Genomic DNA, 21,749 nt, shown 5'->3' with positions numbered 1-21,749 from the left:
GCGATAGCGTCTCCCGCCCGCGCTCCTAGCTGTGGGCGGGAGGCATTCGGAGGTGAGCCGGGAAGTCTGGTCGGCAGCTCGATAAGGCTGTCATGGAACCGGAGGTCCCAGTGAAAATTCCGAGCGGAACGTCCCCAGGAGGTGGACTGGGAAGAGGCCTGCGTTCCCGCACCGCACTGCTCTTGGCGTTTGCCTTCGCGGTGATGGCCGACCCCGTCTCCTCCGTCGCGTACGCCATAGAAGCGGCCCTGCGCGCCCTGGACGGGGATTTGGCGTTGCTGGTCCCGGCGATGGTCCTGGTGGTAGCCATCGTCGCCTTGGTGATCGTGAACTACCGGCAACTCGTCGCGCGCTACCCGAGAGGTGGCGGGGCGCCGGCCGCGGTGGGTGAGGCCTTCGGAGACGGCTGGTCCTTCATCCCGATCGGCGCGCTGGTGGTGGATTTCCTGCTCACTATCGCGATCAGCGTCTCGGCGGGGTCCTCGGCGGTGATCGCCTATTTCCCCGCCCTTGCTCCCTGGCGTTTGTTGCTCGGACTCGGCTTGGTGGTCCTCGTCGGTGCGGCGACCTGGTTCGGTCACCTTGGCAGGTTGGTCTTCGCGGCGATGACAATGGCCTTTATCGTCGTTTCCGTTGTCGTCCTTCTCTACGGCCTGGGCGCAGCACCTAAACCGCTCAGTACGATCGCTGGCGCTCCCGGGCATCCACCGGTCCTTGCCGTGGTGCTTGCGTTCCCGGTCGCCATGGCCATGGCCACCGGTGTGGAAGCGGCGACCTCGGCGGTTGCCCAGCTCGGGCAGCTCGACACTGACGGGAAGCGACGCTTCGGGCAGCTCACTCTCTGGCTGACCCTCGGCATCGTCGGCTCGATCACGCTGGGCCTCGCCGTGGAGGCCGCGCAGCTGCACATCGGCATTCCGCCGAAGGACAGCACTCAGATCGCCGAACTCGCCCGCCTCGCTGCCCCGGCGCCCGTGTTCGCCGCCTTCCAACTCGTCACTGCCCTGCTGCTCCTCGCGGCCGCTTCCTCGGGTTTCCAGGCGGGACCGGGCTTGCTCAAAGCCCTGGCACGCCACATCAACCCCCACGGTGAGACCGTCGGCGTCCTTCCGCTCTCCCTAGGCCGTACCAACCACCACCACACGCCCTATTGGGGCGTGGCGGTGTTCATCGTCCTGGCCGGTGCAGTGACAGCCATCGCCGGCGGCGACGACCAGGAGCTTGTCCTGTTCTACGCCGTCGCGGTCTTCCTCAGCTTCCTCGGCGGGCTGGTTTCGATGGCACTCTTGGCCCGGAGGGACCGCCAGCCGGGAGCCGTCATCCTCAACACCGTCGGAGCCTTCGCTGTGGCCTTCACCCTGGTCGCCAATCTCTCCCGCGGCTTCCCGATCGTCAGCCTCGCCGCCGCCCTCGCCGTCGCAGGCCTCCTCTACCGGCTCTGGACCAAAGCAGGACGGCCCCGCGGCATCCGCAATGTAGCCGCGGAAGCAGAAATCGAGTGATGCCCGCACCGAGCTAGCTGCCCACGTCGCCCGCGTCGCTCGTGCCGTCCGCGACGTCGAACGCTTGGAGCAGCGCCGCGCCCTCCGCGAGGAGGGGTTCGCGATCGGCGGGCTGGGCCACGAGCCGGGTCACGTCGCTCATGAGGGTCTCGACGTAGCGCCGCACGACGGCGTGGTGGGTCGCGTCGCCGAACCACACGAGCTCACGGCACACGCGCAACAGGGCCCTGACGACGCGAGGCTCGTTCGCGCCGTACCGTCGCACCTGTCCGAGGGCCAGATCCACGAGATAGGCGAAATCGCGGCCAGGGACGTGCAGCCTGACCGTGCCTTGCGCGTCCGCCACGGCCTGCGGCCCGTGCTGCCGGAGTGAGAGGGCGGCGAGGATCGAGCCGAGGTGGTCCACCGCTTGGTTCGCGGTGTAGGGATCGTTGATGGCGGGCGAGAGCGCCTTGGACGCGACGTCGGCGAGTTGCCGGATCCCGAAGGCGACGTCCTGCTCGAGGGTCCGCTCGTAACCGATCCGCACGCTCTGGGCAAGCGCCCGGCGCAGTTCAGTGCCGCCGTCGGGGGCTAGGGGACGCACGCGCTCGCCGGTGGTCTCCCACACCCAGGCGAGCGGGGAACCCGCGACGACGTGCCGGCCGATCATGGGCACCATCAGGGCCGTGAGGCCCCGGCTCGCGAGCACTTCGACGAACGCCTCGGCATGGAATGCCTGGACATATCCGGACTGCGGCACCAGCAAAGCGGTGGCGCCGGGCGGCGGGTCTGGCATGCGGATTCCGGGATTACCAGGGACGAACGACCGCGCGATCACCTTCAGCGTGGCCTTCTCAACGCCCTTCATGACTTGGTCCACCTGGATCGAGTGGGACAGATGGTGGGCGAAGAAGACAAGCATCACCATGCTCACGAACAGCAGCAGGAGTGCGCCGCTCACGGCGAGGCGAGGGTAGTCCTGGGTGCGCTGTCCGGCGGCGATGCCTACCGTGTAGAGGCCCGCCGTGCTGTAAGCGAATGTGGCCACGAAGGCGCTGAGGGTTACCTGGTTGGGTATGTCGCGCAGGAAGTTCCGCAGCAGCCGCGGGCTGAACTGCGTGGACGCGAGCTGCAGTGCCACCACAGTGAGGCCGAGCACGACGGCGATGACCGTCACCATGGTGCTCGCGATCCCGATGAGCAGGTTCCGCGCGTCGTCGGATGTCCCTTGGAAGAGGAGGACGGCGAAAGGTGACGTAGTGTCGAGCTGCACCGCGGAAAGGCCCGCGCCCGCGATGATCGCGACGACGACGGCGCAGGTCGGCATCGCCCACAGGGCACTCGCCAGATACTCCCGAACGGCATCACGCCTCACATGTGACACTCTCTGCCGACGGTGCTCGCCAGTCAAGGGGAGGCATGTTGAATATCCGGAGGACCTTGGACCCTATAACGGCCGCCCGGAGCCGGGACAGACTGGCATATGGCCAACATCTACATTGCTTACGGGACCGTTGAAGGACAGACGGCCCAGATTGCTGAATATATTGCCGACGTCGCTCGTGGCCATGGCCACGAGGTGCTGACGGCGGACATCAAGAAGTCCGGGGATACCTTGCCGGACGGTTACGACGCCGTCCTGGTGGGGGCGTCCGTCCATGTGGGCAAGCACGAGGGCTATGTCCGGGACTTTGTCCGGAAGAACACGGCCGCGCTTCAGCGCCTTCCCTCCGCCTTCTTCTCGGTCAGCCTTGCCGCCCAGGGCGATGAAGTGAACGCCGAGGGTTATGTGGAGAAGTTCGAGGCTGAGACGGGGTGGCGTCCGGCCCACGTGGGCCTCTTCAGCGGCGCCCTCCTCTACACCCATTACGTTTTCCTCAAACGCGCCATGATGAAGAAGATCGCCCGCGACAAGGGCAGCCTGGACACGGATACCTCGCGCGACTACGTCTACACCGAGTGGGACGGGGTGAGGCGGTTCACCGAGGACTTCCTGGCTGGATTGGCTACACACGTGGCTTAGGCAACGGCCGGATCGCACCAGAATCCTTGACTTCATGCCGAGGCTCAACAAGGGTGGAAGGGATCGATCCACGCGAAATTCTTTCGAATCAGGAGATCCAAAAATGACTCTTCCCGCAGGTTTGACTTCAGGCACCTGGTTGCTGGACATGTCCCACAGCGAGATCGGCTTCAGTGTCCGGCACGCGGGCATCAGCAAGGTCCGCGGCCGCTTCACGGAAGCGAGCGCCGAGGCTCGCGTGCGCGAGTCCCTGGCCGACGCGTCCCTCCACGCAACCGTCAAGACCGCGAGTTTCGACTCCGGCGATGCCAACCGTGACGGCCACGTCCGCGGCGCCGACTTCTTCGACGTCGAGAAGTTCCCGGAGATGACCTTCCGGGCCACCAGCGTAGAGGGCGACGGCGAGGACTACACCCTCACGGGCGACCTCACCATCCGGGGGATCACCAAGCCGGTGGAGCTGGAAGTTGAGTTCACCGGCGTCGCCGTTGATCCTTTCGGCGCGACCCGCGCCGGGTTCTCCGCCGAAACCGAGATCAGCCGCAAGGACTTCGGGCTGACGTGGAACGCAGCGTTGGAGACCGGCGGTTTCCTGGTGAGCGACAAGGTGAAGATCAACCTCGAGGCTGCCCTCGTGAAGCAGGCCGAGCCCGCCGCGGCCGAGTAGTCAGCACCAAGTAGTCACAAGGTAGCCGGCCGTCCGCTCAACTCACCGTGTACGAGTTGAGCGGGCGGCCGGTGCCGCCATACGTGAGGTCCAAAACGAGAAGGCCTCTCTGTTCCAGGACACTGAGGTAGCGCTGCGCTGTCGGGCGGCTGACACCGAGCTGTCCGGCGATTTCAGCGGCGCTGATGGGACCCCCCGCGGCGCGGACGGCGTCGAACGCTTTTTGCATGGTGGGTTGCAGGCGAGGCGCCGGGGCCGCGGGCCTGACCCCGGCAGAGCGCGCGTTGTAGAGGCTATCAATGGTTGCCTGGTCGGCAGTTGAAGCGGAATCCAGCTCCTGCCGCCAATTCCGATAAGCCTCCAACTGAGTTCGGAGCCGGTCAAAGCTGAACGGCTTGACCATGTAGTAGACCGCGCCGCTTGTCATCGCTGACTTGACGGTGGCCAGGTCCTGGGCCGCGGTGATGACGATGCAATCTACCTCGGTACCGGCGGCCTGCAGGGATCGCAGCATCGCGATCCCGTCCTCGTCCGGCAGGTGTACATCCAGCAAGAGCAGGTCCGGGTTGAGGCGCTCGATCGCCTCCCGCGCGGCCGCAGCGGTGTACACCTGACCGACGCATTCGAAACCGTCAACCCTGGCCACCCGGGCGGCGTGGATTCCGGCAACCCGGAAATCGTCGTCAACCACCAATGTCCTCATCAACGTTGTGGGCTCCTTTCGCGGGCATTTCCTCAGTAGTGAGGCGACAGCAGAAAACGCACAAAACGTGCACTTTTGCGGCTAAGGCGCACAACTTACTGAAGACTTCTGGGCCTGATGATCGCTTCCTAAGCTTTACATAGTTTCAGTGATCCACATCACGAATTCGTCGGACTCCCAAGGACGGGATCCGTAAGACAGAGAGGTCTTAGCAAATGAATGCCATCCACCCCAACCGGCCGCCCGGGGCCCCCGAGAGGGCTGAGGACGCCGCGGGCATCGACATTGTCGGGTTGACCAAGCGTTACCTCACTCCCAAGAACGAGACATTCACTGCCATCCGCGATGTGACGCTGAGGGTCGAACCCGGCGAGTTCTGCGCGATCGTCGGGCCCACGGGCTGCGGCAAGTCGACCACCCTGGCCCAAGTTTCCGGACTCGAACGGCCAAGCGCCGGCTCGGTGAAGGTCCACGACCAGATCGTTGACGGCATCACCAACGGCGTCAGCTACATGTTCCAAGCGGACGCGCTCTTTCCCTGGAAGACCGTTCTCGGAAACGTGTTGATCGGCCCGGTCCTGCTCGGGACCCCCAAGAAGGAAGCCACGCTGCTCGCAAGGGATTGGCTGCGCCGCGTGGGCCTGGCCGGCTTCGAGGACCGTTACCCGCACCAGTTGTCCGGCGGTATGCGCAAGCGCGTCGCCATGGCGGCGGCGCTGATCAACAACCCGCGGATCCTCTTGATGGATGAGCCGTTCGGCGCACTCGACGTGCAGACCAAGGCCATCATGCAGAACGAACTGCTGCAGCTCTGGGAGGAACTGCGCCCCTCTGTCCTCTTCATCACGCACGACCTCGACGAGGCAGTGGCGCTCGCGGACAAGGTGGTCATCATGACCAGCAGCCCCGGCACCATCAAGGATGTTTTCGAGATCGATCTGCCCAGGCCGCGTGGAGATGTCCAGAAGATCCGGCACGAGGAGCGGTTCCTGGAGTTGCAGGGCCAAATCTGGGAGTCCTTGAAGGACGAAGTTACCCGCGCCTACAAGCAATCGGCGGGTGTAGCAGCATGACAACCACAATCAGTAGGGGTGCTCCCGTGCAAGAGCAAGAAAAAGCACAAGCGAGTGAGCTTAAGAATTCCGCCCGGCGTGCCATGAACCGCCGCACCACGTGGGTTTGGGCCGGCCGCGCCATCCTCGCGGTCATCGTGATCGGCGGCTGGCAGTGGTTCACCACGGCCGGCTGGGTGGACAAGTTCTTCTTCGGCCAGCCGTCCGAAATCTGGAACAGCCTGGTGGATCTCTTCACCAAGGGCACGGCATTCGGCACCATCTGGGAGAACCTCTGGGTCACCATGCAGGAAGCCATCTACGGCTTCGCGCTCGGAACGCTGGTCGGCGTCGTGCTCGGAATCCTCCTCGGCTCGAACAAGTACCTGTCCGAAGTTGTGGGCCCGTACATCCGGATTGTGAACTCGATCCCCAGAATCGTGCTCGGCTCGATCTTCATCGTGGCATTCGGCCTCGGCGTCTTCCCGAAGGTGCTCCTCGCAGCGGTCCTGGTGTTCTTCGTGGTCTTCTTCAACGCCTTCCAGGGCGTCCGCGAAGTGGACCAGAACCTGGTCGGGAACGTCCGCGTTCTGGGCGCATCCCCGCTTCAGGTTGCGATCCACGTGACCATTCCCTCGGCCATGACCTGGATTATCGCCAGCTTGCACACGGCGTTCGGTTTCGCGATCATCGGCGCCCTTGTTGCTGAAGTGCTCGGTGCCCAGCAGGGAATCGGCCTCATCATCAGCCAGGCACAGGGAACTTTCGATCCCAACACGGTCTTCGCCTGCATGGTGATCATCGCAGTCATCACGCTCGGCGCGGAGTACCTCATCGCCTTGCTAGAACACACGCTCCTCAAGTGGCGTCCACCAAACCGTTCTGAAGCACAGGCGATCTGACGCTCGCCGTCTTCCATTCAACTTACCCAACGCTCGAATCCTCACAATAGAAGGAAAAGCACAACCATGATGAAGAACAAGATCTACGCCGTCGGCGCTGCCGGAGTGATCGCCCTGAGCCTCGCAGCTTGCGGCACCAGCACCGCAAGCAGCAACAGCACGGCAAGCGGCAGTGCTGCCGCGGACACCGCCTCGATGCCCACCGTGAAACTCATGGTCGGCGGCATCGACAAGCAGATCTACCTGCCGTACCAGCTCGCAGAGCAGCTCGGCTTCTACCAGAAGTACGGCGTCAAGATGGAGCTTTCCACCGAGTCCCAGGGTGGCGTGGGCGCCGAAGACGCCATGGCATCCGGGCAGGTGGACATGGCCGGTGCGTGGTACGTCCACACTGTCGACTTCCAGTCCAAGGGCAAGAACGTCATCAACCTCGTGCAGCTCTCGAGCGCACCGGGCGAACGCATCATGTGCAACCCCAAGGCAAACGTGAAGACGGGCGCAGACCTCAAGGGCAAGACCGTCGGCGTTACCGACCTCGGCTCGGGAACCGATGAGCTGACCCAGTTCATCGCTGCGAAGGCCGGCCTCGCGAAGAGCGATTACCACACGATCGCCGTCGGCGCCGGAGCAACCGCAATCGCGGCGATCCAGCGCGGGTCCGCTGACTGCGTCATGACCACCCAGCCGACCGTGGGCGCCCTCGAGAACAAGAACCTCGCCGTTTCCGCGATCGACCTCGCCACCTCCGACGGAGCCAAGGCAGCGCTTGGCGGCACCTTGCCGTCGGCCGGCCTTCTCGCCCAGTCTGACTGGGTCAAGACCCACGAGGATGCAGCCCAGAAGGTAGTCAACGCCCTGGTGGACACGATGCACTGGATCAGCACCCACTCCGCCCAGGAGATCGCGGACAAGCTGCCCCAGTCCTACGTCCAGAACAGCACCATCTCCAAGGACCAGTACGTCGCCGCGCTGAACCAGGACAAGGGTCAGTTCCTCCCGGACGGCATCATGCCTGCAGGTGGCCCCAAGACGATCTTCGACGAGGAGAAGACCATCGGCGTTGACACCTCCAAGGTCAACATCGCCGACACCTTCACCCAGAAGTACGCCCAGGCCGCTCTCAAGCTGGAGGGCTACACCGCCACCAGCACCCCTGCCGGCAACGACGGCTAATCTCATCTAGCTCCCAGACGATCGGCCTGCGTGGTAATCCACGCAGGCCGATTGTTTTGTTTCTGGCTGCTTTGAGGACGCTCGGGCTTAGGTGTCGATGCTCGCCATGTTGGGGTAGCGGGATCCCGCGGCGGACCCTGCCGGGGCCAGCTGGTCGAGGCGCTTCAGGTCTTCTTCTGAGAGTACGACGGCGGTGGCCCCCAGGTTTTCTGCCAGGCGTTCGCGCTTCTTGGTGCCGGGGATCGGGACGATGTGCTCGCCCTGTGCCAGCAGCCATGCGAGGGCCAGTTGCCCCGGGGTGCATTGCTTTTGGTCAGCGAGTTCCTTCACCCGGTCCACGAGCTCGAGGTTGCGCGTGAAGTTCTCGCCTTGGAACCTGGGGGAGTGCCGGCGGTAGTCGTTCTCGGCGAAGTCCGCCTCGCTGCGCAATTGGCCCGTCAGGAACCCGCGGCCGAGGGGACTGTACGGAACGAATCCGATGCCCAGCTCGGCCAACACAGGGAAGACCTTTGTTTCGGGTTCCCGTTCCCAGAGGGAGTACTCAGTCTGCAACGCGGTGATGGGATGGACTGCGTGGGCGCGGCGGATGGTGTCCGGTGCTGCCTCCGAGAGTCCCAGATGCCGGACCTTTCCGGCCTGGACAAGTTCGGCCATGGCGCCGACGGTGTCTTCGATGGGTACGGTCTTGTCCACGCGGTGCTGGTAGTACAGGTCGATGTAGTCGACGCCGAGGCGTTGCAGGCTGGCGTCGCAGGCGGAGTGGACGTATTCGGGCCTGCCGTTGACGCGCAGGAAGGATCCGTCCTCGCGGCGTTCGTTTCCGAATTTCGTGGCCACAACGGCGTCGTCACGGCGGCCGGCGATGGCCTTTCCCACGAGCTTTTCGTTGGTGAAGGGCCCGTACATGTCGGCGGTGTCCAAGAGGCTGCCGCCGGCGTCGAGGAAGGCGTTGATGGTGGCGAGGGATTCGCGGTCGTCCCCTTCGCCGTAGAACTCGCTCATGCCCATGCAGCCGAGGCCGAGGGCAGAAACGGTCAGTGAACCAAGCGTGCGGTTTTCCATGGGGTTCTCTCCTGTAGGTGGCAGAACGTGCTGGACGGCAGGACGGTGCTCAGGGAGGGGTGCGGGTAGGCCCACTATAGGCACGTCAGTAGAGGAGGGACAACGTTGGGGTAGGGACAGCGGAGAAGCTACCGACTGGCAACGTCGGATTGGCCGAACAGTTCAGCATCGAGTATGTCGAGAGCTTCGGGATACCCGGCGACATCGATGGGTCCGCGTGTGGTCTGGAGTGAAACCACTCGGAAACCAGGGCCGAAGTTGACCGCCGCGAAATCCCACACCTCCAGGTGCCTGCGGTTCGCCGGGATTCGGCCATTCACGAGGAAAGTAGCAGGATTCACCCAGGATCCTTCCCGAGACTCATCTGTCACGAAGTCAACAAACGGTGCGCGGACGGAGAGCAGGCCCCGCACCCAGCCGTCGGCCAGGCCGCCGGGCAACGGTTCTGGCGAACGAACCCAAACTTCGGTCCACCCGCGCCGTCGCCACAGTTTGAACCTGAGCCGGTTGACTACGCGGGCTACCACTAGCGAAACGATCCAAGTGGCCACAAAAGTGATAGCGAATGTGGGAATCGAGCTGGGCTTTGCGCCCTCGAACACAAGGAGGACGATCGAGCCCGAAACTACGAGGCCGATCGTCAGCAGACGCTTGATCCTCGCTTGCTTCCCGGTCATGCCACACTATAGGCCCGGGTCCCACCCGTTGTCCCAGATATGGACCCATGGGTGCCGATGTCCGAAACGGGCCGCGGACCGCGGACCGCGGCGGAAAGTAAATTGGTGTTGGAACCCGACATGTCGTCCGGCCAAATCGACCGGCAAAAGTGAAGCAGGAAACGACAAATGAGCGAAACCGCGCTGCGTGCTGCGAAGGTCAATCTGATGGTGGCGCGGTGAAGGCCCGGCTCCGGGTGTGCCTGCCCGACCAGAAACTCCTGGACGCCATGGAACCTTCCGCCGACGTCGAGTTCGTGATGTGGGACTTGACTGGTCCCGCCCCGACGGACGGCTTCGATCTCCTCGTGCCGCCCTACATGGGCCGGCCAGACGCGCTCGCGGCGCTGGATGGCGTGACGGTCAATCTCGTGCAGAGCCAATCGATAGGGTACGACGGCGTCGCCGACGTCTTGCCGTCGGGTTGCGTTTTCGCCAACGCGGCAGGGGTCCATGAGACGTCGACGGCGGAACTCGCCATGGGGATGATGATCGCCAGTCAGCGGGGGATTCCGGACTTTGTCAGAAACCAGGCGTCCGGAACATGGGCCAACGGCATGCGCCCAAGTTTGGCGGACCGTACGGTTCTCCTGCTTGGCTACGGGGGAGTGGGGAAGGCCATTGAAGCCAGGCTCTTGCCGTTCGAAACGCACGTGACGCGGATGGCAAGCCGAGAACGCGAGGATGACCACGGACGGATCCTCGGCATCGATGCCCTGTATGAACAGTTGCCGCTGCACGAAATTGTGGTGGTCAGCGTACCTCTCTCCGAGCACACCCGCCGGCTGGTGGATGCTCGGTTCCTCGCGGCTATGCCGGACGGCGCGTTGTTGGTGAACGTGGCGCGGGGTCCGGTGGTGGACACGGAAGCCTTGCTGCGGGAGACGTCTTCTGGACGGCTTCGGGCCGCCTTGGATGTGACAGACCCGGAGCCGCTGCCGGCCGACCATCCTTTGTGGACGGTGCCTGGTGTGCTGATCACGCCCCATGTGGGCGGGGCAAGCTCCGCAATGTTCCCTCGGATGGTCCGGCTGATCCAGAAGCAGATTTCGTTGCTGCTGGCTGGGGAGGCGCCGGTGAACGTGGTGCTGGGTACGGAGTCAGTGACTGGATAGCTGACGGCGGGGCAGGCGCGGGTATGGCTGGGCGAAGTAGCCCTCGGACTTAAGCGTCGATGCTGGAAATGTTGGGGTAGCGAGTTCGGGCGGTCGATCCGGGAGCCGACGACGTTCTCAAACGCGACGATCTTGTCAACCCAGTGTCGGTAGTAGATCAGGTCTCATCGCAGTGGCCCAGCCTCAATCCTGTGCCCAACATCGCCCCAGATGCACGAGCCTCTTCTCGCCAACGGCTAGCATTGAGGGCATGCGATCTGTGGAATTGTTTGCCGGGGCTGGGGGGCTAGCACTTGGCTGCGAGTTGTCCGGCTTCAAATCCGTCCGGACCGTCGAATGGGATCGATGGGCTTGTGACACTATGCGTGAAAACCAGTCGAGCGGGTACCCTCTGGTGCAGGATTGGGATGTCGTAGAGAGTGACGTTCGCTCGGTCGACTGGTCGGACATCACGGCGCCCATCGACCTCGTTGCTGGGGGGCCACCTTGTCAACCGTTCAGCATGGGGGGCAAAGCAAGAGCCGCTGACGATCACCGAGATATGTTCCCTGCAGCCATAGATGTCATCCGACAGCTTCGACCCCGTGCCCTCGTTCTGGAGAACGTCCGAGGACTCACACGGGCGGCTTTTCAGAACTACTTCTCGTATATCCAACTCCAACTCACATACCCTGAGCTCGGGAGTCGAGGCGGCGAGACTTGGGTGGACCACCATGAGCGCCTTCAGGCAGCTCACACTTCAGGGCATGGAGATGCCCTCCAGTACAACGTCGTTCCGACCCTAGTGAACGCCGCCGATTACGGTGTACCTCAGCAGCGCCATCGCGTATTCATAGTCGGCTTCAGATCCGATCAGGAAGCCGAATGGTCCTTCCCCACCCCTACCCACTCATTCGATGCTCTCCTCCATGCCCAGTGGGTCACTGGATCGTACTGGGATCGCCACAAGGTGGCTAAAAAGCAGAGGGGAGAGCTGTCTGACTCACTCAAAAAGAGGGTTCTCAAACTCAAAGACTTGAGTACCGAAGAGATCGGAGCACGCCCGTGGCGCACTGTTCGAGACGCTCTTGTCGATCTTCCAGCGCCGCGAGGAGTCCGCAGCGGGACTCACCTGAATCACCTCCAACAGCCCGGAGCAAGAATTTATCCTGGTCATACAGGTAGCTACATAGACTTGCCTGCCAAAGCCCTCAAAGCAGGCGGGCACGGCGTTCCTGGCGGAGAGAATATGCTCCGCAAAGTGGATGGGAGTGTTCGCTACTTCTCCATCCGCGAAGCTGCTCGCATTCAAACATTCCCTGATCGCTACGAACTGCACGGCGCTTGGAGCGAGGCCATGCGTCAACTAGGCAATGCCGTACCAGTGCTTCTCGCCCAGAAGGTGGCCGGAAGCGTAGCGGAACATCTCGCCCTCGCAGCTTTCCGTGCGGAAGCGAAGACACGCGTCGAAGCACGAGGCTTGAGGAATGAGGCTCGGTACAGCGCATGACAATTGAACCTTTTAACCCCTTGGATGTCACCAACCTAGGGGAGACAGTCCTTCGCGCCATGCTCGAAGCGGACCCTGTTCCGCTCGGCTCGGTCCGAGAATTCGTCGGTGCAGGTATATATGCGATCTACTACACAGGAAGCTTCGACGCCTACGACCGCATTTCAGCTCTGAACGCGAACTCCGAATTCAAGCAGCCAATATACGTTGGGAAAGCTGTCCCTGCTGGCGGACGCAAAGGTGTAGCTGTCGCTAAATCCATACAGACAAAGCAACTCAGTGTCCGGCTCAGAGAACACGCAAGGAGCGTTGAATCTGCCGGAAACCTAGAAATCACCGATTTCGTCGCGCGCTGGCTTGTCGTCGAGCCTATTTGGATTCCGCTTGGTGAGAGTCTTCTCATTGCGCGCTCGGTGCCCATATGGAATACCCTTGTTGACGGCTTCGGCAACCACGATCCAGGAGCCGGCAGGTCACGGGGAAAGCGCTCGCGCTGGGATACCCTCCACCCTGGACGACCCTGGGCAGAGAAGTACCCGGAGCGTGAAGAGAGCGCGGATGACATTCGACGGGATGCACAGACTTACCAGCGCCAGCGTCACGACATCGAGGATGTTGAAATCAGAGAAAGCTGAGAGTGGTCCATGCGGAACAACACTCTGCGGTGGCTAGCTTTGCTAGCCAAGAAACGCTTTGACTTCTTCCAACATGTCCGGCGTGGTGGTCTGACATTCCCAGACGACCATGACTTCCCACCCCATCGTTTCCAGCTGCTGGAGCTGGATAGCGTCACGCTCCTGAGTCCGGCGGCGCTTTTCGTCCCAGAATTCGGTGTTGGATTTCGGCAGGCGTAACCCGGCTGGGCATGCATGAGCATGCCAGAAGCATCCATTTACAAAGATGACTTTCTTCCGTCCCGGAAAAACGAGATCGGGTTGTCCGGGGAGTTTCCGTTCATGAAGCCGGTACCGGTATCCTTCGGCGTGAAGCATCGTCCTGAGCCGAAGTTCAGGTTTCGTGTTCTTGGAGCGAATTTTAGACATTTGTGCGCTCCGTTGCTCAGCGCTCATGAAGTCTGTCATGGTTCATCCTAGGCTCGCAGTGGTGGCGTGAAACAGGTCGCTGGGGTACCAACGTCGGGTACCCAAAGTCGGTAGCCCTCGAGAAAAGTGCCTTTTGCAAAGCAAATTGGGTGACGTCATCCGCAGCCAACAGAGTCGATGAATTGATAGCGTGACCTCATGAATGACAAAACCACGCCTGGAAAGCGCCTCCTTACTTTGGGGCGGGTCGCTCAGGAGCCCGCGACGGGTGCTGTTCCCCTCCGCAGTGTATTCAAGTCCGCCCAGTTGAGAACGTTCCAGGTCGGAGCCAGGGGTGTGTGCTGGATCGAGCGTAGTGACCTGGAGACGCACATCCACAACGTCTGCTGCCCGGCCTTCGCAGCCAAATAATGAACGAGTCTTCCTACGCGAGCAGCGACGAGTGGGAGCTTATGTACCGAAAGGGACTAAGCACGACGAAGATTGCCGAGCTCTGCAACGTGATGGAGGCGTTGGTCGATGCGACTGTCCGAAGAAGATTTCGTTCCGACCCGTCCCTGAAAGCTGAACATCTCCGTAACGCTCCGGCCAAGTCTGAGGAGAGCACACTTACACCTCAGTGGCTCGCCAGATTTCAAGAATTTGTCCAGTTTCTAGAAACAAATGATGCCGCTCCCCGCTCAAGCCGGGCCAATACCGCCGAGCGTAATCTGGCCAGATGGGTCAGGTCCCAGCGCAGCGCGTCGGCTGCCGGACGGTTGAGCGCTGAGAGAACAGCAGCCCTTGACAGAGTCGGGTCTTGGCGAAAGCCTATGCGTTCCATCCATGACGACGTCGTCTGGCAGCAAAACCTTCAAGCGCTTGCAGAAATAGTTGCAACTGAAGACCGCCTGCCGAACTTTAAGAGGCCCGGGAATGAATCCGAACGAAGGCTCGGGGTCTGGCTTCATATGCAACGGCAGAAGCAGATCAACGGCCAGCTCTCCTCTGATCGTCGCAAGCTCCTCGACGAGCACGTACCGGGGTGGAATACATGGCGGCCTCGCGCCCCTCGACGATGCTGAATGCAGGACAAACGGTGCCGGTAGCAATTGGTTGCGGACGCGTCGTGCCGCGGGGGAGGGCAACCGCCCGATCGCCAGGGCGCTGACCCCGTGCTCCGCCCTTGGATGTCAGCCAGCACGATCAAATTGATTGGACCGCGACCCTATACTGGCGCGGCGTGTCCGGATAGACCGACAGCGCGAGATCCCGGGGTGAGGGGTCATAGGTCGTACCGGCAGGCGCTGGTGGGGTCAGCTCGGGGGGGATTGACTTAGAAGACCGGTGACCTAAGGAAGGCCGTTGGGACAGCCGGCCGCACACCCATGTCGAAGTTTGACGACCATCATGTTGGTGTCGAGGATGACGAATAGGGCGCATCCCTCCAGCAGCCCGAATTCATGGGCAAAAGTCCGCAAGCTCGAAATGCTCGGTCCGCCCGAGAGGCGGCGAACCGTGACAGGGATAACTCCATCGAACTCCAGGTAAGAAGGATAATGATGAAGGCCCAGCTTCCAGGTGAGCCAGAGGTTGACGCCAATTCCGCTGCCGCGCAACAACTCGGCGTTGACAGAAAGTTTCACCGCTATCGTATTTCCCGACTCAGCCATGTAGCTGGGCTTGACAGGCTCCTGCGGGATAATCGGCGTGGCGCCGCGATTGATGAGATCATACCGACCGTCTTCTGTCTTCCCCACGTCTGAGCTGAATGTGCACTGGTTTACCCGCCAAGGTGTGACGGGATACCGGCGGATTGTCTCTGCCGTTAGTTGCTGAATGGTTAATGGACCCAACTCCTCGAGGATGTCGATAACGGCTTCCGTAGCGTCTCTGTAGGTTGTGCCAGTGAGGTGGTTCCATTCTCGGAGGGCCCATGTTCCCTCTGGCCGGATCTGCGTGAAACGGGCATCATTTCTGCGCATTACTTCCGACAGAGCCCTGGGGGAAACAGCGCCGATGGCGGCGGCGATTTCTTCCGCCTCGGCCGGCTCCACCCGTCCCGATAACCAGAGATAAGCTGAGTCCGCGCTCTTGCTAGAACGGCGGATCCACCCGCCGCTCTTGTCTTGAAGAATGCCGGATCCGGGTGCAAGCAGGGCCTCTTCAATAGGAAAGCCTGTTGGTATCATCGCCGATGAGCAACGGTCAGCGAGCTCGTCGCCCTTGAACGGGGCACCCTGAATGAGCGCCCTAAGAGAACTGAAAATGACACTGGGGTCCTTCACCCACCACTCCGGAAGTCGTCGGCCCCACACTTGGCATTGCTGATACCCGATGGCCTGCAAAAAGACAGCAATGCCGGGTGAGCACTCCGTTTCAGCCGCATCTTGCGCTCTGAGGATATCCATGGCGCCTACATCGTCGGCCAATCGGTCCAGCTCGGTCGCGAGGGCTGGAAGAACCAGTGAAATCGCCGATTTCAACAGGTTCTTGCCTTTCTTTTCTAGCTGACGCACACGTTCGCGCGTAACGCTCAGATCCTGTCCTATTTCGTCGAGCGTGAAGCCGAGCAACCGAAGGTCCAGGATCTTGCGGGTACGGGTGTCTAGGCCATGCCATATCGCGCCGACGAGGTCGACGTTCTCCTGTGAAGTTTCGTCGCTGCCCATTACCCCTCCGCCAGGGAGAGATGTATTACTTTCAGTCCGCAGCGCTGAGCCACCCGCATGTTGTGCGCCTGCACGTTCCTTGGGGTGGGATTAACGAACGAAGCCGTGAGGCACAATGCCCAGCTCCGGGTCTCGCCTTCCGCAAGCGCGGACACTGCGGCCCAGACGAGATGCTTGAAGTCGCGTACGGGACCCCACGCAAATATAATCTCCTCGTCGTCACTGTATGCAGCGACCCGCAACGGTTTTATTTTCTGACTTCCCCTGATTACACGCCATTCGTCTCCGAGGGCCTTCCGAACGATGAGTTCCGGCGACGGTGCGTGTCCGGCTAAGAGATGTGCGTACTTCCCCTGGCCATGGACGGCTCGCGCAAACTCCTTCATGGGGCCGTCTTTGATCCATACCCGGGCTTCCTCTCTGGCCATAAATCGGCCAAGAGTCCCTCCGATGCGTGGGTCTTGCAACCATTCCTTATACTGTCTCGACCGTTCAGTGAGGGTCAAGTACGTCCACTTCAGGCGCTCAGCGTCAGCAAATAAGTAGGTCACAACCTCGAGTTCGATCTTTTCTGGAAGTAATCCCGCCATGGTTCAGTCAAGCCCTATCGGAGAAGGGAAGTTCAGCTGAACCTCATCGGAAGCGGTCTCCAGGCTTGCGGCATCCTCTATCCAGTAACTCAACAGAGACCCAGCAGTCGTGTCATTGAAAGTTACAGAAGAGGAACCCGGTAAGGCCAGTTCCTCCGTTTCTTGGGTTTCTAGTGAACGCTTCAGATTCAGGGTCGCGGCCACACGGCGGATATCTGTGACAAAGTCCAGAACCCGGAGGGAGTCTTTGCCGTCGCGCAGGCGGAGACCCCTCCCCAGTTGTTGAACAAAAATGCGTCGGCTGTGGGTCACTCGCAGAAATCCTATGAGATTGACATCCGGGACGTCTACGCCCTCGTTGAACACATCAACGCAGGTAATAATCGGCACGCGACCCATCCGGAACGCGTTCAGCAGGATTTGGCGCTTTTGTCGATGAAGTCCGCTGTGAAGGTAGGCGGCATTTTGCCAAGCCGGGTCAGCCGTCTTGAGAAGCTGGGAGATGCGCTCAGCATGATCGATCGTTTGGCAGAACAGGATCGCCCTCGGCTGCCTGGTCTGATGCCATGCGGTGCGCAGCTCATCAATTATCTGTTCGTCCCGTTGGGGAAGGAACAACGCGCGGTTCAGCTCGCGCAGCGAATACCCGTGCTCGCTGGCGGATTTCACGAAGTCCCAGTCGAGGTTGTCGACATACATCCGATAGTCGACTTTCGCCAAGTAGCCCTGGACCATGCCTTCGGCGATGCCAAGGCTATAGGATGACGGACCAAATCTGTCCGTTATGTCGAACTTGTCACCCCGCCATGGCGTTGCCGTAACGCCGAATTGCAAGGAGTCAGGGCAGAGGTCTAGCAGCTCCGAAAACATGCCCTCCTCACCCACGTGATGTGTCTCGTCGACCATGATCAGACTGGGCCTGTATCCAGACTTCAGAGCTGTAAGGGCGGAGTCCACGGTGGCGATGGTTACCCCGCCTAGGGTGCGGGCCCTGCTGTCACTGTGGAGAGCCTGAGTGGGCGTGTTCTTGTCCAGGTGTGCCCAGATGGCCTTCTCCAGTTGATCGACCAGTTCCTTCATATGCGCAACGACCAGAACTCTGGCGCTGGGATCTGCCTCGAGGTGACGGCGGATCACCTCGCCTCCTACGACTGTCTTGCCCAGGCCGGTTGCGAGGATTAAGAGCGCGCGACCCGCGCGTACCAGGTCACGTTCGATGGCTTCGACGGCGCCCTCCTGGTAGGGGCGGAGCGCATAGCGTTGGGGAACTCGGTCAGGCATTTCAGACCAAATCTTGCTTAGGGTCGCACCGTGCCAGACGAAGGTTCGTATACCGACTCCCGCGAGGGCCGCAAGGCGCTCAAGAGCCGGCCTGTTGAGGCTTGTATTGGTGGCGATGACGGCCTGATCGGCCCCGTATCGTGTCCGGGCGCGTTCGATATCATCAACGCCCGCTCGGTCAACAGGCCCCCGACTAGACCATTTGCATTGCACAACCCACTGCGCCCGGTCCCTTACGGCAAGGATGTCAGCTCCGTGATCGTTCGCACCGTCAATTACCCGGACGTCCGAAAACCCCAAATGCCACAACGCGCGTTCCACCGCAAGGGTCAATCCAGCCGGTCCCCGGGCCAGAAGCGCTTCGGGGCTAAGGAAGCCGGCCATTATCCGGAAAGTTCATTGGAGAGCAGGTCGCAACTCCACCGGATGCGCTGGAGCTGCGCCACCGAAGGCGTCGTCTGTGCGGTCAAGACAGTGGCGAGATCGTTGAGATAGCCAACAACCTTAGCAACGCTCAACCGCTGGGTCGCGGGTGACGCCAGGGAAGAGTACGGCCCACGGAACACCTTGCCGTCCATGAAGGCTTCAGGCCACGACTCCAGGAGCTTAACGAGGTAGAGCGGTGGCGCGTACAGGAGGAACGTTCCGTCCTTCCACACGTCGGACGTGTATTGACCGCCCTCGCTCACGATGCCGTTTTCGATAGTCGTGCGCTCGTCGGGGGTGAGATACTGAACCGCGCGCTGGGGTTCGTCCTCAACCTGTTTTGAGACCAGCATCCGGATCTCAAGGACGAGGTCATACGCCTGGCCCTTGATAGTGGCAAAGTCGATCGCCGTATCTATCAGACAAGCGGCGCGGAGTTCAGCGATGATCTGGGTCTGGCTTAGCGTACTCCCAGCGCGGACCTTCATCAAAGGGGCCACCTCCATGAGTAGTGCGTCAGCATACGTGGCACCAAAACGGGCAAAAAGCGGGTGTTTGGGATCGAGAAACGCCCTGGCTGCCCGTCCGGCACCGAGTTTGAGCCAAACCGGGGTGTGGTTTCCCAAGTCGTCAAGCAAGGGAGTGGCCTTGGAGATGAAGGTTTCAACGTCCAAGGATCCCAGTTCGGGTAGCCCAAACGTGCGGGATAGCTCAGGAACGTTTACGGAATTTACGGTGAGGCGATCTAGTCGCTCCTGCACGGTTTCATCCGGCGGGACAACAGGTTTTGCAGCCTCCGCCGCCTCTGGCGCGGTGGCCGCTATCCCGCCGAGAGCCGCCAAAACTGCGTCCTCGTCGGCTTGATCTGGTGATCCTTCGGTGGCGGTTGCCACCTTGTCAGAGTTCTTCCGACTCTCGTGGCTCTCGACGGCCTCCCACCACTTCTCGTCTGTTTGATACTCAGGCACGCCAGCCCAAAAATACCGCGCCCATTCGCGCGTCTGGGCGTGGATGGGACCTTTGCCGTCGCCGGGTACGAGATTCCGCCTACCCGCATCGACGCGCCGGTAGCCTTCCACGAGCCGGGCGAGCGGGCTCGTATTCCTTGGATAGCCGAGACGTTCGGCAGATTTGGGCAGAAGCGGTCCTTGTCCCCTTAGGTACTCCATTGCTCCCCGCCAGCTTTTTTCGCTGTACTCGAACGCATCTTTGCTGTAAGTAACAGGAACGTGGTCGAGATGGATCTCACCCACGATCCGGCCACCTAGATGCGCCAGCTCCACGGGGTATTCGGTGGTGGTTCCGGCGACGGGATCATTGGGGTCAGTCCAGTCGAATATCTTTTTATCGAACTGAAGTATCTTTCGGCCGTTCCGAAGGAAGTCGACCCCGAAATCACGCTTATCCAGATGACGCTGAATCCCGAGCCAACCGTGTATACGCCGTTCGCGTGTCTGCAGAATGGGAGAGGCACACTCCTGGCATCTGTCATAGCCGCTCTCTTGCCAGTTTCCGCACTGACCGCACGCATCTGCGGCGTTGTACGTCTGATCTATGTTGATGACAGCCGGGATCTGCTCGGAATTTTTCCCGGCACCATAGGAAACGTGACGGTCTTCTCCCCAGACACAGGCACGGCGCGGACGAACCTGTACGCCGCCTACCCAGAGTTCGATGGGGGAGGACTCAAGAATCCAGCTGTATGTGCGGCCGAGGACCTCGCGGAGTTGATTTGCGTTACGTTGGAGCCATTGAGCATGCCGCGCTTTAAGTTGTCCGATGATGATCTTCGTTCCGTGTTCACTGAGATCAGTTTTAGCCTCACTCAGATCCTTGGCCTGAAAATCCTCCTTGATCTTTCCGAGATCTATTTCTACACCAGACCATTCCGGATCCCCTGCTTGGGTGGTTAGAACCTGCGTACGGCCACCGAGCCGTGCAGTGCTTACGTTGAACCCCATGCCGAAAAGCCCCAATTTGTCCCAACGGTCATTGCTCGACCACCCCGCACGAACGGCATTTTCGAGGGAAGCTCGGCTCATCCCACGCCCGGAATCCTGAATCATGACTTCCGCATCCTCCAACCGGCCCTTGACATCCGGGAGGGCGACACTCACTCTGAAACCGCCTGGCCAAGCCATACCTGATTTGAGGATTTCAGTGAAATCATCGAAGGCATTGTCAATGAGTTCCGCTATGCACTGCCACTCTGCGAACTCGATTTCCCCGAGCATGCGCAGAATCCGGGGTGAAGGTGTAATGTCCACGAGCCACTTCTTTCGTAGGCAGTCGCAGTGGAGTCCGCTTTCCCCAAAGCAACATTTTGATCTCCAGCATAGTGGCTGGATCGGTCAAGTTTCCTCGCTTCGGTACTTCGACCCACGTGATGGTCCGAAGCGAACAGCTCCTTGTTGATCAGCAGGCCCAGGCCGCCCCGGTCCCGACAATCACTACGCCGCCGTTGGCAGTTGTATCCGTATTGCGAATTATCGAATTCTTGGAATCCGGCCGACCGGACCAACTCAGGTCCGTCATCCAGGTGCGGCATTCATCGACAGCTCCGTAGAGGATGAAGAATCGCCTCTTCCGAGATATTCTCAGCATGCCAAACTACTTTTTGGACGCCAAGACCATATGAGAATAAAACGAGGGTAGATCTAGAGAGTCAGTTCGTGGCCCGTTACGCATAAAGAATTCGTAAGGCTGGTTCTTCTCACGCCTAACGAAACTCCGGGTCTGGCGAGGCATGACTGCGACATGAAACACATTCTCCGAATCGAGCTCCAACATAGTCGTCCGTATGTACGAATGGATCTGAGCGCCGTCGTGAAAACGACCATCGATGAGAGTGCGAAAATGAAGCTGCCACTTATCCAGATTCCACTTCTTGAGTTCGAGATCTAGGCGCAAGCCGTCGCAGGTCACTCCGTCGTCGTCGACGCCAACTAGAAGATCACCTCCTTCGCTGTTGAGGAATGCGCACACCGTCTTGAGGATCTCACCAGGAAGTGATGGGAATTCAACCAGTTTCCCATCCCTATTCCAGTCCCGGACCGAGCAGAGCATTGAACTCTTGAACTCTATTGACGGTCCCTCCCCACAGTTAATTAGGTCGCGAACACGACCCGCAGGATCTTCTGAGAAGCTTGCCGAACGTAAAACGCGCGTGGTACCAAACTCGCCTTCGAGATGATTCGGTACAAGTTCGAGCTTTAACTGATCTACAAAGTTCGCGACTCCACGTGCCGCAACGAGCTTGCTTGTTTCGTCCAGGCCGAGTAATTCGGAAAGTGCCTGAATTGAAGTCTCGACGCCGGAAACGAATGCCTTTGCGATGGTCTCGGCCAACGAGGAGGAAATTTCAACGGCCAT

At 60.8% G+C, this 21,749-nt stretch carries 20 protein-coding genes; 10 read left to right on the top strand and 10 right to left on the bottom strand.

The annotated features are described in order from the left end of the window. Nucleotides 1-110: 110 nt before the first annotated feature. Entirely contained in the window at nt 111-1,502 is a 1,392-nt protein-coding gene (locus AC3WJU_RS04215; protein ID WP_492259217.1) for an APC family permease, read from the top strand. A 13-nt stretch (nt 1,503-1,515) separates the two neighbouring features. On the opposite strand, the gene AC3WJU_RS04210 is transcribed toward AC3WJU_RS04215, so the two are convergent. Then, nucleotides 1,516-2,859, bottom strand: a complete 1,344-nt coding sequence (locus tag AC3WJU_RS04210) for a DUF2254 domain-containing protein (RefSeq protein WP_492259216.1) — start codon at nt 2,857-2,859, stop codon at nt 1,516-1,518. A gap of 108 nt (nt 2,860-2,967) precedes the next feature. On the opposite strand from AC3WJU_RS04210, the gene AC3WJU_RS04205 reads away from it, so the two are divergent. Together AC3WJU_RS04205 and AC3WJU_RS04200 are read left to right on the top strand one after the other, a co-directional pair. After that, nucleotides 2,968-3,507 (top strand): flavodoxin domain-containing protein, encoded by a 540-nt coding sequence (locus AC3WJU_RS04205; protein ID WP_492259215.1) that lies wholly within the window; start codon nt 2,968-2,970, stop codon nt 3,505-3,507. A 103-nt stretch (nt 3,508-3,610) separates the two neighbouring features. Next, the gene (locus tag AC3WJU_RS04200) at nt 3,611-4,174 is read left to right on the top strand and encodes a YceI family protein (RefSeq protein ID WP_492259214.1); all 564 of its coding nucleotides are present in this window, start codon (nt 3,611-3,613) and stop codon (nt 4,172-4,174) included. 37 nt (nt 4,175-4,211) lie between these two features. Here the strand turns inward: AC3WJU_RS04200 and AC3WJU_RS04195 are convergent, their stop codons facing one another. Beyond that, nucleotides 4,212-4,877, bottom strand: a complete 666-nt coding sequence (locus AC3WJU_RS04195; protein WP_492259213.1) for a response regulator — start codon at nt 4,875-4,877, stop codon at nt 4,212-4,214. A 215-nt stretch (nt 4,878-5,092) separates the two neighbouring features. On the opposite strand from AC3WJU_RS04195, the gene AC3WJU_RS04190 reads away from it, so the two are divergent. From AC3WJU_RS04190 to AC3WJU_RS04180, 3 genes are all read left to right on the top strand, one after another. Then, nucleotides 5,093-5,950: an ABC transporter ATP-binding protein gene (locus AC3WJU_RS04190; protein WP_306962292.1), complete on the top strand. Its 858-nt coding sequence runs from the start codon at nt 5,093-5,095 to the stop codon at nt 5,948-5,950. A gap of 83 nt (nt 5,951-6,033) precedes the next feature. Continuing rightward, nucleotides 6,034-6,831, top strand: coding sequence for an ABC transporter permease (locus AC3WJU_RS04185; RefSeq protein ID WP_492259212.1), 798 nt, complete (start codon nt 6,034-6,036; stop codon nt 6,829-6,831). 66 nt (nt 6,832-6,897) lie between these two features. After that, nucleotides 6,898-8,004 (top strand): ABC transporter substrate-binding protein, encoded by a 1,107-nt coding sequence (locus AC3WJU_RS04180; protein WP_345447790.1) that lies wholly within the window; start codon nt 6,898-6,900, stop codon nt 8,002-8,004. A gap of 87 nt (nt 8,005-8,091) precedes the next feature. Here the strand turns inward: AC3WJU_RS04180 and AC3WJU_RS04175 are convergent, their stop codons facing one another. Both AC3WJU_RS04175 and AC3WJU_RS04170 read right to left on the bottom strand, forming a co-directional pair. Next, entirely contained in the window at nt 8,092-9,066 is a 975-nt protein-coding gene (locus AC3WJU_RS04175) for an aldo/keto reductase (RefSeq protein ID WP_492259211.1), read from the bottom strand. Nucleotides 9,067-9,194: 128 nt separating this feature from the next. Continuing rightward, nucleotides 9,195-9,743, bottom strand: coding sequence for a hypothetical protein (locus AC3WJU_RS04170; protein WP_492259210.1), 549 nt, complete (start codon nt 9,741-9,743; stop codon nt 9,195-9,197). 218 nt (nt 9,744-9,961) lie between these two features. Here AC3WJU_RS04170 and AC3WJU_RS04165 point away from each other — a divergent pair, with 218 nt between their 5' ends. The 3 genes from AC3WJU_RS04165 (at nt 9,962) to AC3WJU_RS04155 (ending at nt 13,021) form a co-directional block, all read left to right on the top strand. After that, on the top strand, nt 9,962-10,897 hold the full coding sequence (locus tag AC3WJU_RS04165) for a 2-hydroxyacid dehydrogenase (protein ID WP_492259209.1): 936 nt from the start codon (nt 9,962-9,964) through the stop codon (nt 10,895-10,897). Nucleotides 10,898-11,147: 250 nt separating this feature from the next. After that, the gene (locus tag AC3WJU_RS04160; protein WP_492259208.1) at nt 11,148-12,386 is read left to right on the top strand and encodes a DNA cytosine methyltransferase; all 1,239 of its coding nucleotides are present in this window, start codon (nt 11,148-11,150) and stop codon (nt 12,384-12,386) included. Then, complete coding sequence (locus AC3WJU_RS04155) at nt 12,383-13,021, top strand: Eco29kI family restriction endonuclease (RefSeq protein WP_492259207.1); 639 nt, start codon at nt 12,383-12,385, stop codon at nt 13,019-13,021. Before AC3WJU_RS04160 ends, AC3WJU_RS04155 begins: the two co-directional genes overlap by 4 nt. 42 nt (nt 13,022-13,063) lie before the next feature. Here AC3WJU_RS04155 and AC3WJU_RS04150 read toward each other — a convergent pair whose 3' ends face one another. Next, nucleotides 13,064-13,468, bottom strand: a complete 405-nt coding sequence (locus AC3WJU_RS04150; protein WP_492259206.1) for a very short patch repair endonuclease — start codon at nt 13,466-13,468, stop codon at nt 13,064-13,066. A 371-nt stretch (nt 13,469-13,839) separates the two neighbouring features. On the opposite strand from AC3WJU_RS04150, the gene AC3WJU_RS04145 reads away from it, so the two are divergent. Continuing rightward, complete coding sequence (locus tag AC3WJU_RS04145; RefSeq protein ID WP_492259205.1) at nt 13,840-14,493, top strand: helicase associated domain-containing protein; 654 nt, start codon at nt 13,840-13,842, stop codon at nt 14,491-14,493. A 267-nt stretch (nt 14,494-14,760) separates the two neighbouring features. Here the strand turns inward: AC3WJU_RS04145 and AC3WJU_RS04140 are convergent, their stop codons facing one another. The 5 genes from AC3WJU_RS04140 to AC3WJU_RS04120 form a co-directional block, all read right to left on the bottom strand. Then, nucleotides 14,761-16,080 (bottom strand): sigma factor-like helix-turn-helix DNA-binding protein, encoded by a 1,320-nt coding sequence (locus AC3WJU_RS04140; protein ID WP_492259204.1) that lies wholly within the window; start codon nt 16,078-16,080, stop codon nt 14,761-14,763. After that, entirely contained in the window at nt 16,080-16,670 is a 591-nt protein-coding gene (locus AC3WJU_RS04135) for a hypothetical protein (RefSeq protein ID WP_492259203.1), read from the bottom strand. Before AC3WJU_RS04135 ends, AC3WJU_RS04140 begins: the two co-directional genes overlap by 1 nt. 3 nt (nt 16,671-16,673) lie before the next feature. Then, nucleotides 16,674-18,335 carry a DEAD/DEAH box helicase family protein gene (locus AC3WJU_RS04130; RefSeq protein ID WP_492259202.1) on the bottom strand — a complete coding sequence of 554 codons (1,662 nt, stop codon included), beginning with the start codon at nt 18,333-18,335 and terminating at the stop codon, nt 16,674-16,676. After that, complete coding sequence (locus AC3WJU_RS04125; RefSeq protein ID WP_492259201.1) at nt 18,335-20,644, bottom strand: ATP-binding protein; 2,310 nt, start codon at nt 20,642-20,644, stop codon at nt 18,335-18,337. Before AC3WJU_RS04125 ends, AC3WJU_RS04130 begins: the two co-directional genes overlap by 1 nt. 343 nt (nt 20,645-20,987) lie before the next feature. After that, nucleotides 20,988-21,749, bottom strand: a complete 762-nt coding sequence (locus AC3WJU_RS04120) for an AlbA family DNA-binding domain-containing protein (RefSeq protein ID WP_492259200.1) — start codon at nt 21,747-21,749, stop codon at nt 20,988-20,990.

The organism is Arthrobacter sp. FW306-1B-F12A, from assembly GCF_058781865.1.
This window is presented reverse-complemented; position numbering and strand designations above follow the sequence as displayed.

Bases quoted from the DNA above. Each gene is read 5' to 3' on its own strand.
- AC3WJU_RS04130 (WP_492259202.1), bottom strand. From the start codon at position 18,335: ATGGCCGGCTTCCTTAGCCCCGAAGCGCTTCTGGCCCGGGGACCGGCT.
- AC3WJU_RS04135 (WP_492259203.1), bottom strand. From the start codon at position 16,670: ATGGCGGGATTACTTCCAGAAAAGATCGAACTCGAGGTTGTGACCTAC.
- AC3WJU_RS04160 (WP_492259208.1), top strand. From the start codon at position 11,148: ATGCGATCTGTGGAATTGTTTGCCGGGGCTGGGGGGCTAGCACTTGGC.
- AC3WJU_RS04145 (WP_492259205.1), top strand. From the start codon at position 13,840: ATGAACGAGTCTTCCTACGCGAGCAGCGACGAGTGGGAGCTTATGTAC.
- AC3WJU_RS04180 (WP_345447790.1), top strand. From the start codon at position 6,898: ATGATGAAGAACAAGATCTACGCCGTCGGCGCTGCCGGAGTGATCGCC.
- AC3WJU_RS04195 (WP_492259213.1), bottom strand. From the start codon at position 4,877: ATGAGGACATTGGTGGTTGACGACGATTTCCGGGTTGCCGGAATCCAC.
- AC3WJU_RS04155 (WP_492259207.1), top strand. From the start codon at position 12,383: ATGACAATTGAACCTTTTAACCCCTTGGATGTCACCAACCTAGGGGAG.
- AC3WJU_RS04120 (WP_492259200.1), bottom strand. From the start codon at position 21,749: ATGGCCGTTGAAATTTCCTCCTCGTTGGCCGAGACCATCGCAAAGGCA.
- AC3WJU_RS04170 (WP_492259210.1), bottom strand. From the start codon at position 9,743: ATGACCGGGAAGCAAGCGAGGATCAAGCGTCTGCTGACGATCGGCCTC.
- AC3WJU_RS04205 (WP_492259215.1), top strand. From the start codon at position 2,968: ATGGCCAACATCTACATTGCTTACGGGACCGTTGAAGGACAGACGGCC.
- AC3WJU_RS04185 (WP_492259212.1), top strand. From the start codon at position 6,034: ATGAACCGCCGCACCACGTGGGTTTGGGCCGGCCGCGCCATCCTCGCG.
- AC3WJU_RS04175 (WP_492259211.1), bottom strand. From the start codon at position 9,066: ATGGAAAACCGCACGCTTGGTTCACTGACCGTTTCTGCCCTCGGCCTC.
- AC3WJU_RS04150 (WP_492259206.1), bottom strand. From the start codon at position 13,468: ATGACAGACTTCATGAGCGCTGAGCAACGGAGCGCACAAATGTCTAAA.
- AC3WJU_RS04190 (WP_306962292.1), top strand. From the start codon at position 5,093: ATGAATGCCATCCACCCCAACCGGCCGCCCGGGGCCCCCGAGAGGGCT.
- AC3WJU_RS04140 (WP_492259204.1), bottom strand. From the start codon at position 16,080: ATGGGCAGCGACGAAACTTCACAGGAGAACGTCGACCTCGTCGGCGCG.
- AC3WJU_RS04200 (WP_492259214.1), top strand. From the start codon at position 3,611: ATGACTCTTCCCGCAGGTTTGACTTCAGGCACCTGGTTGCTGGACATG.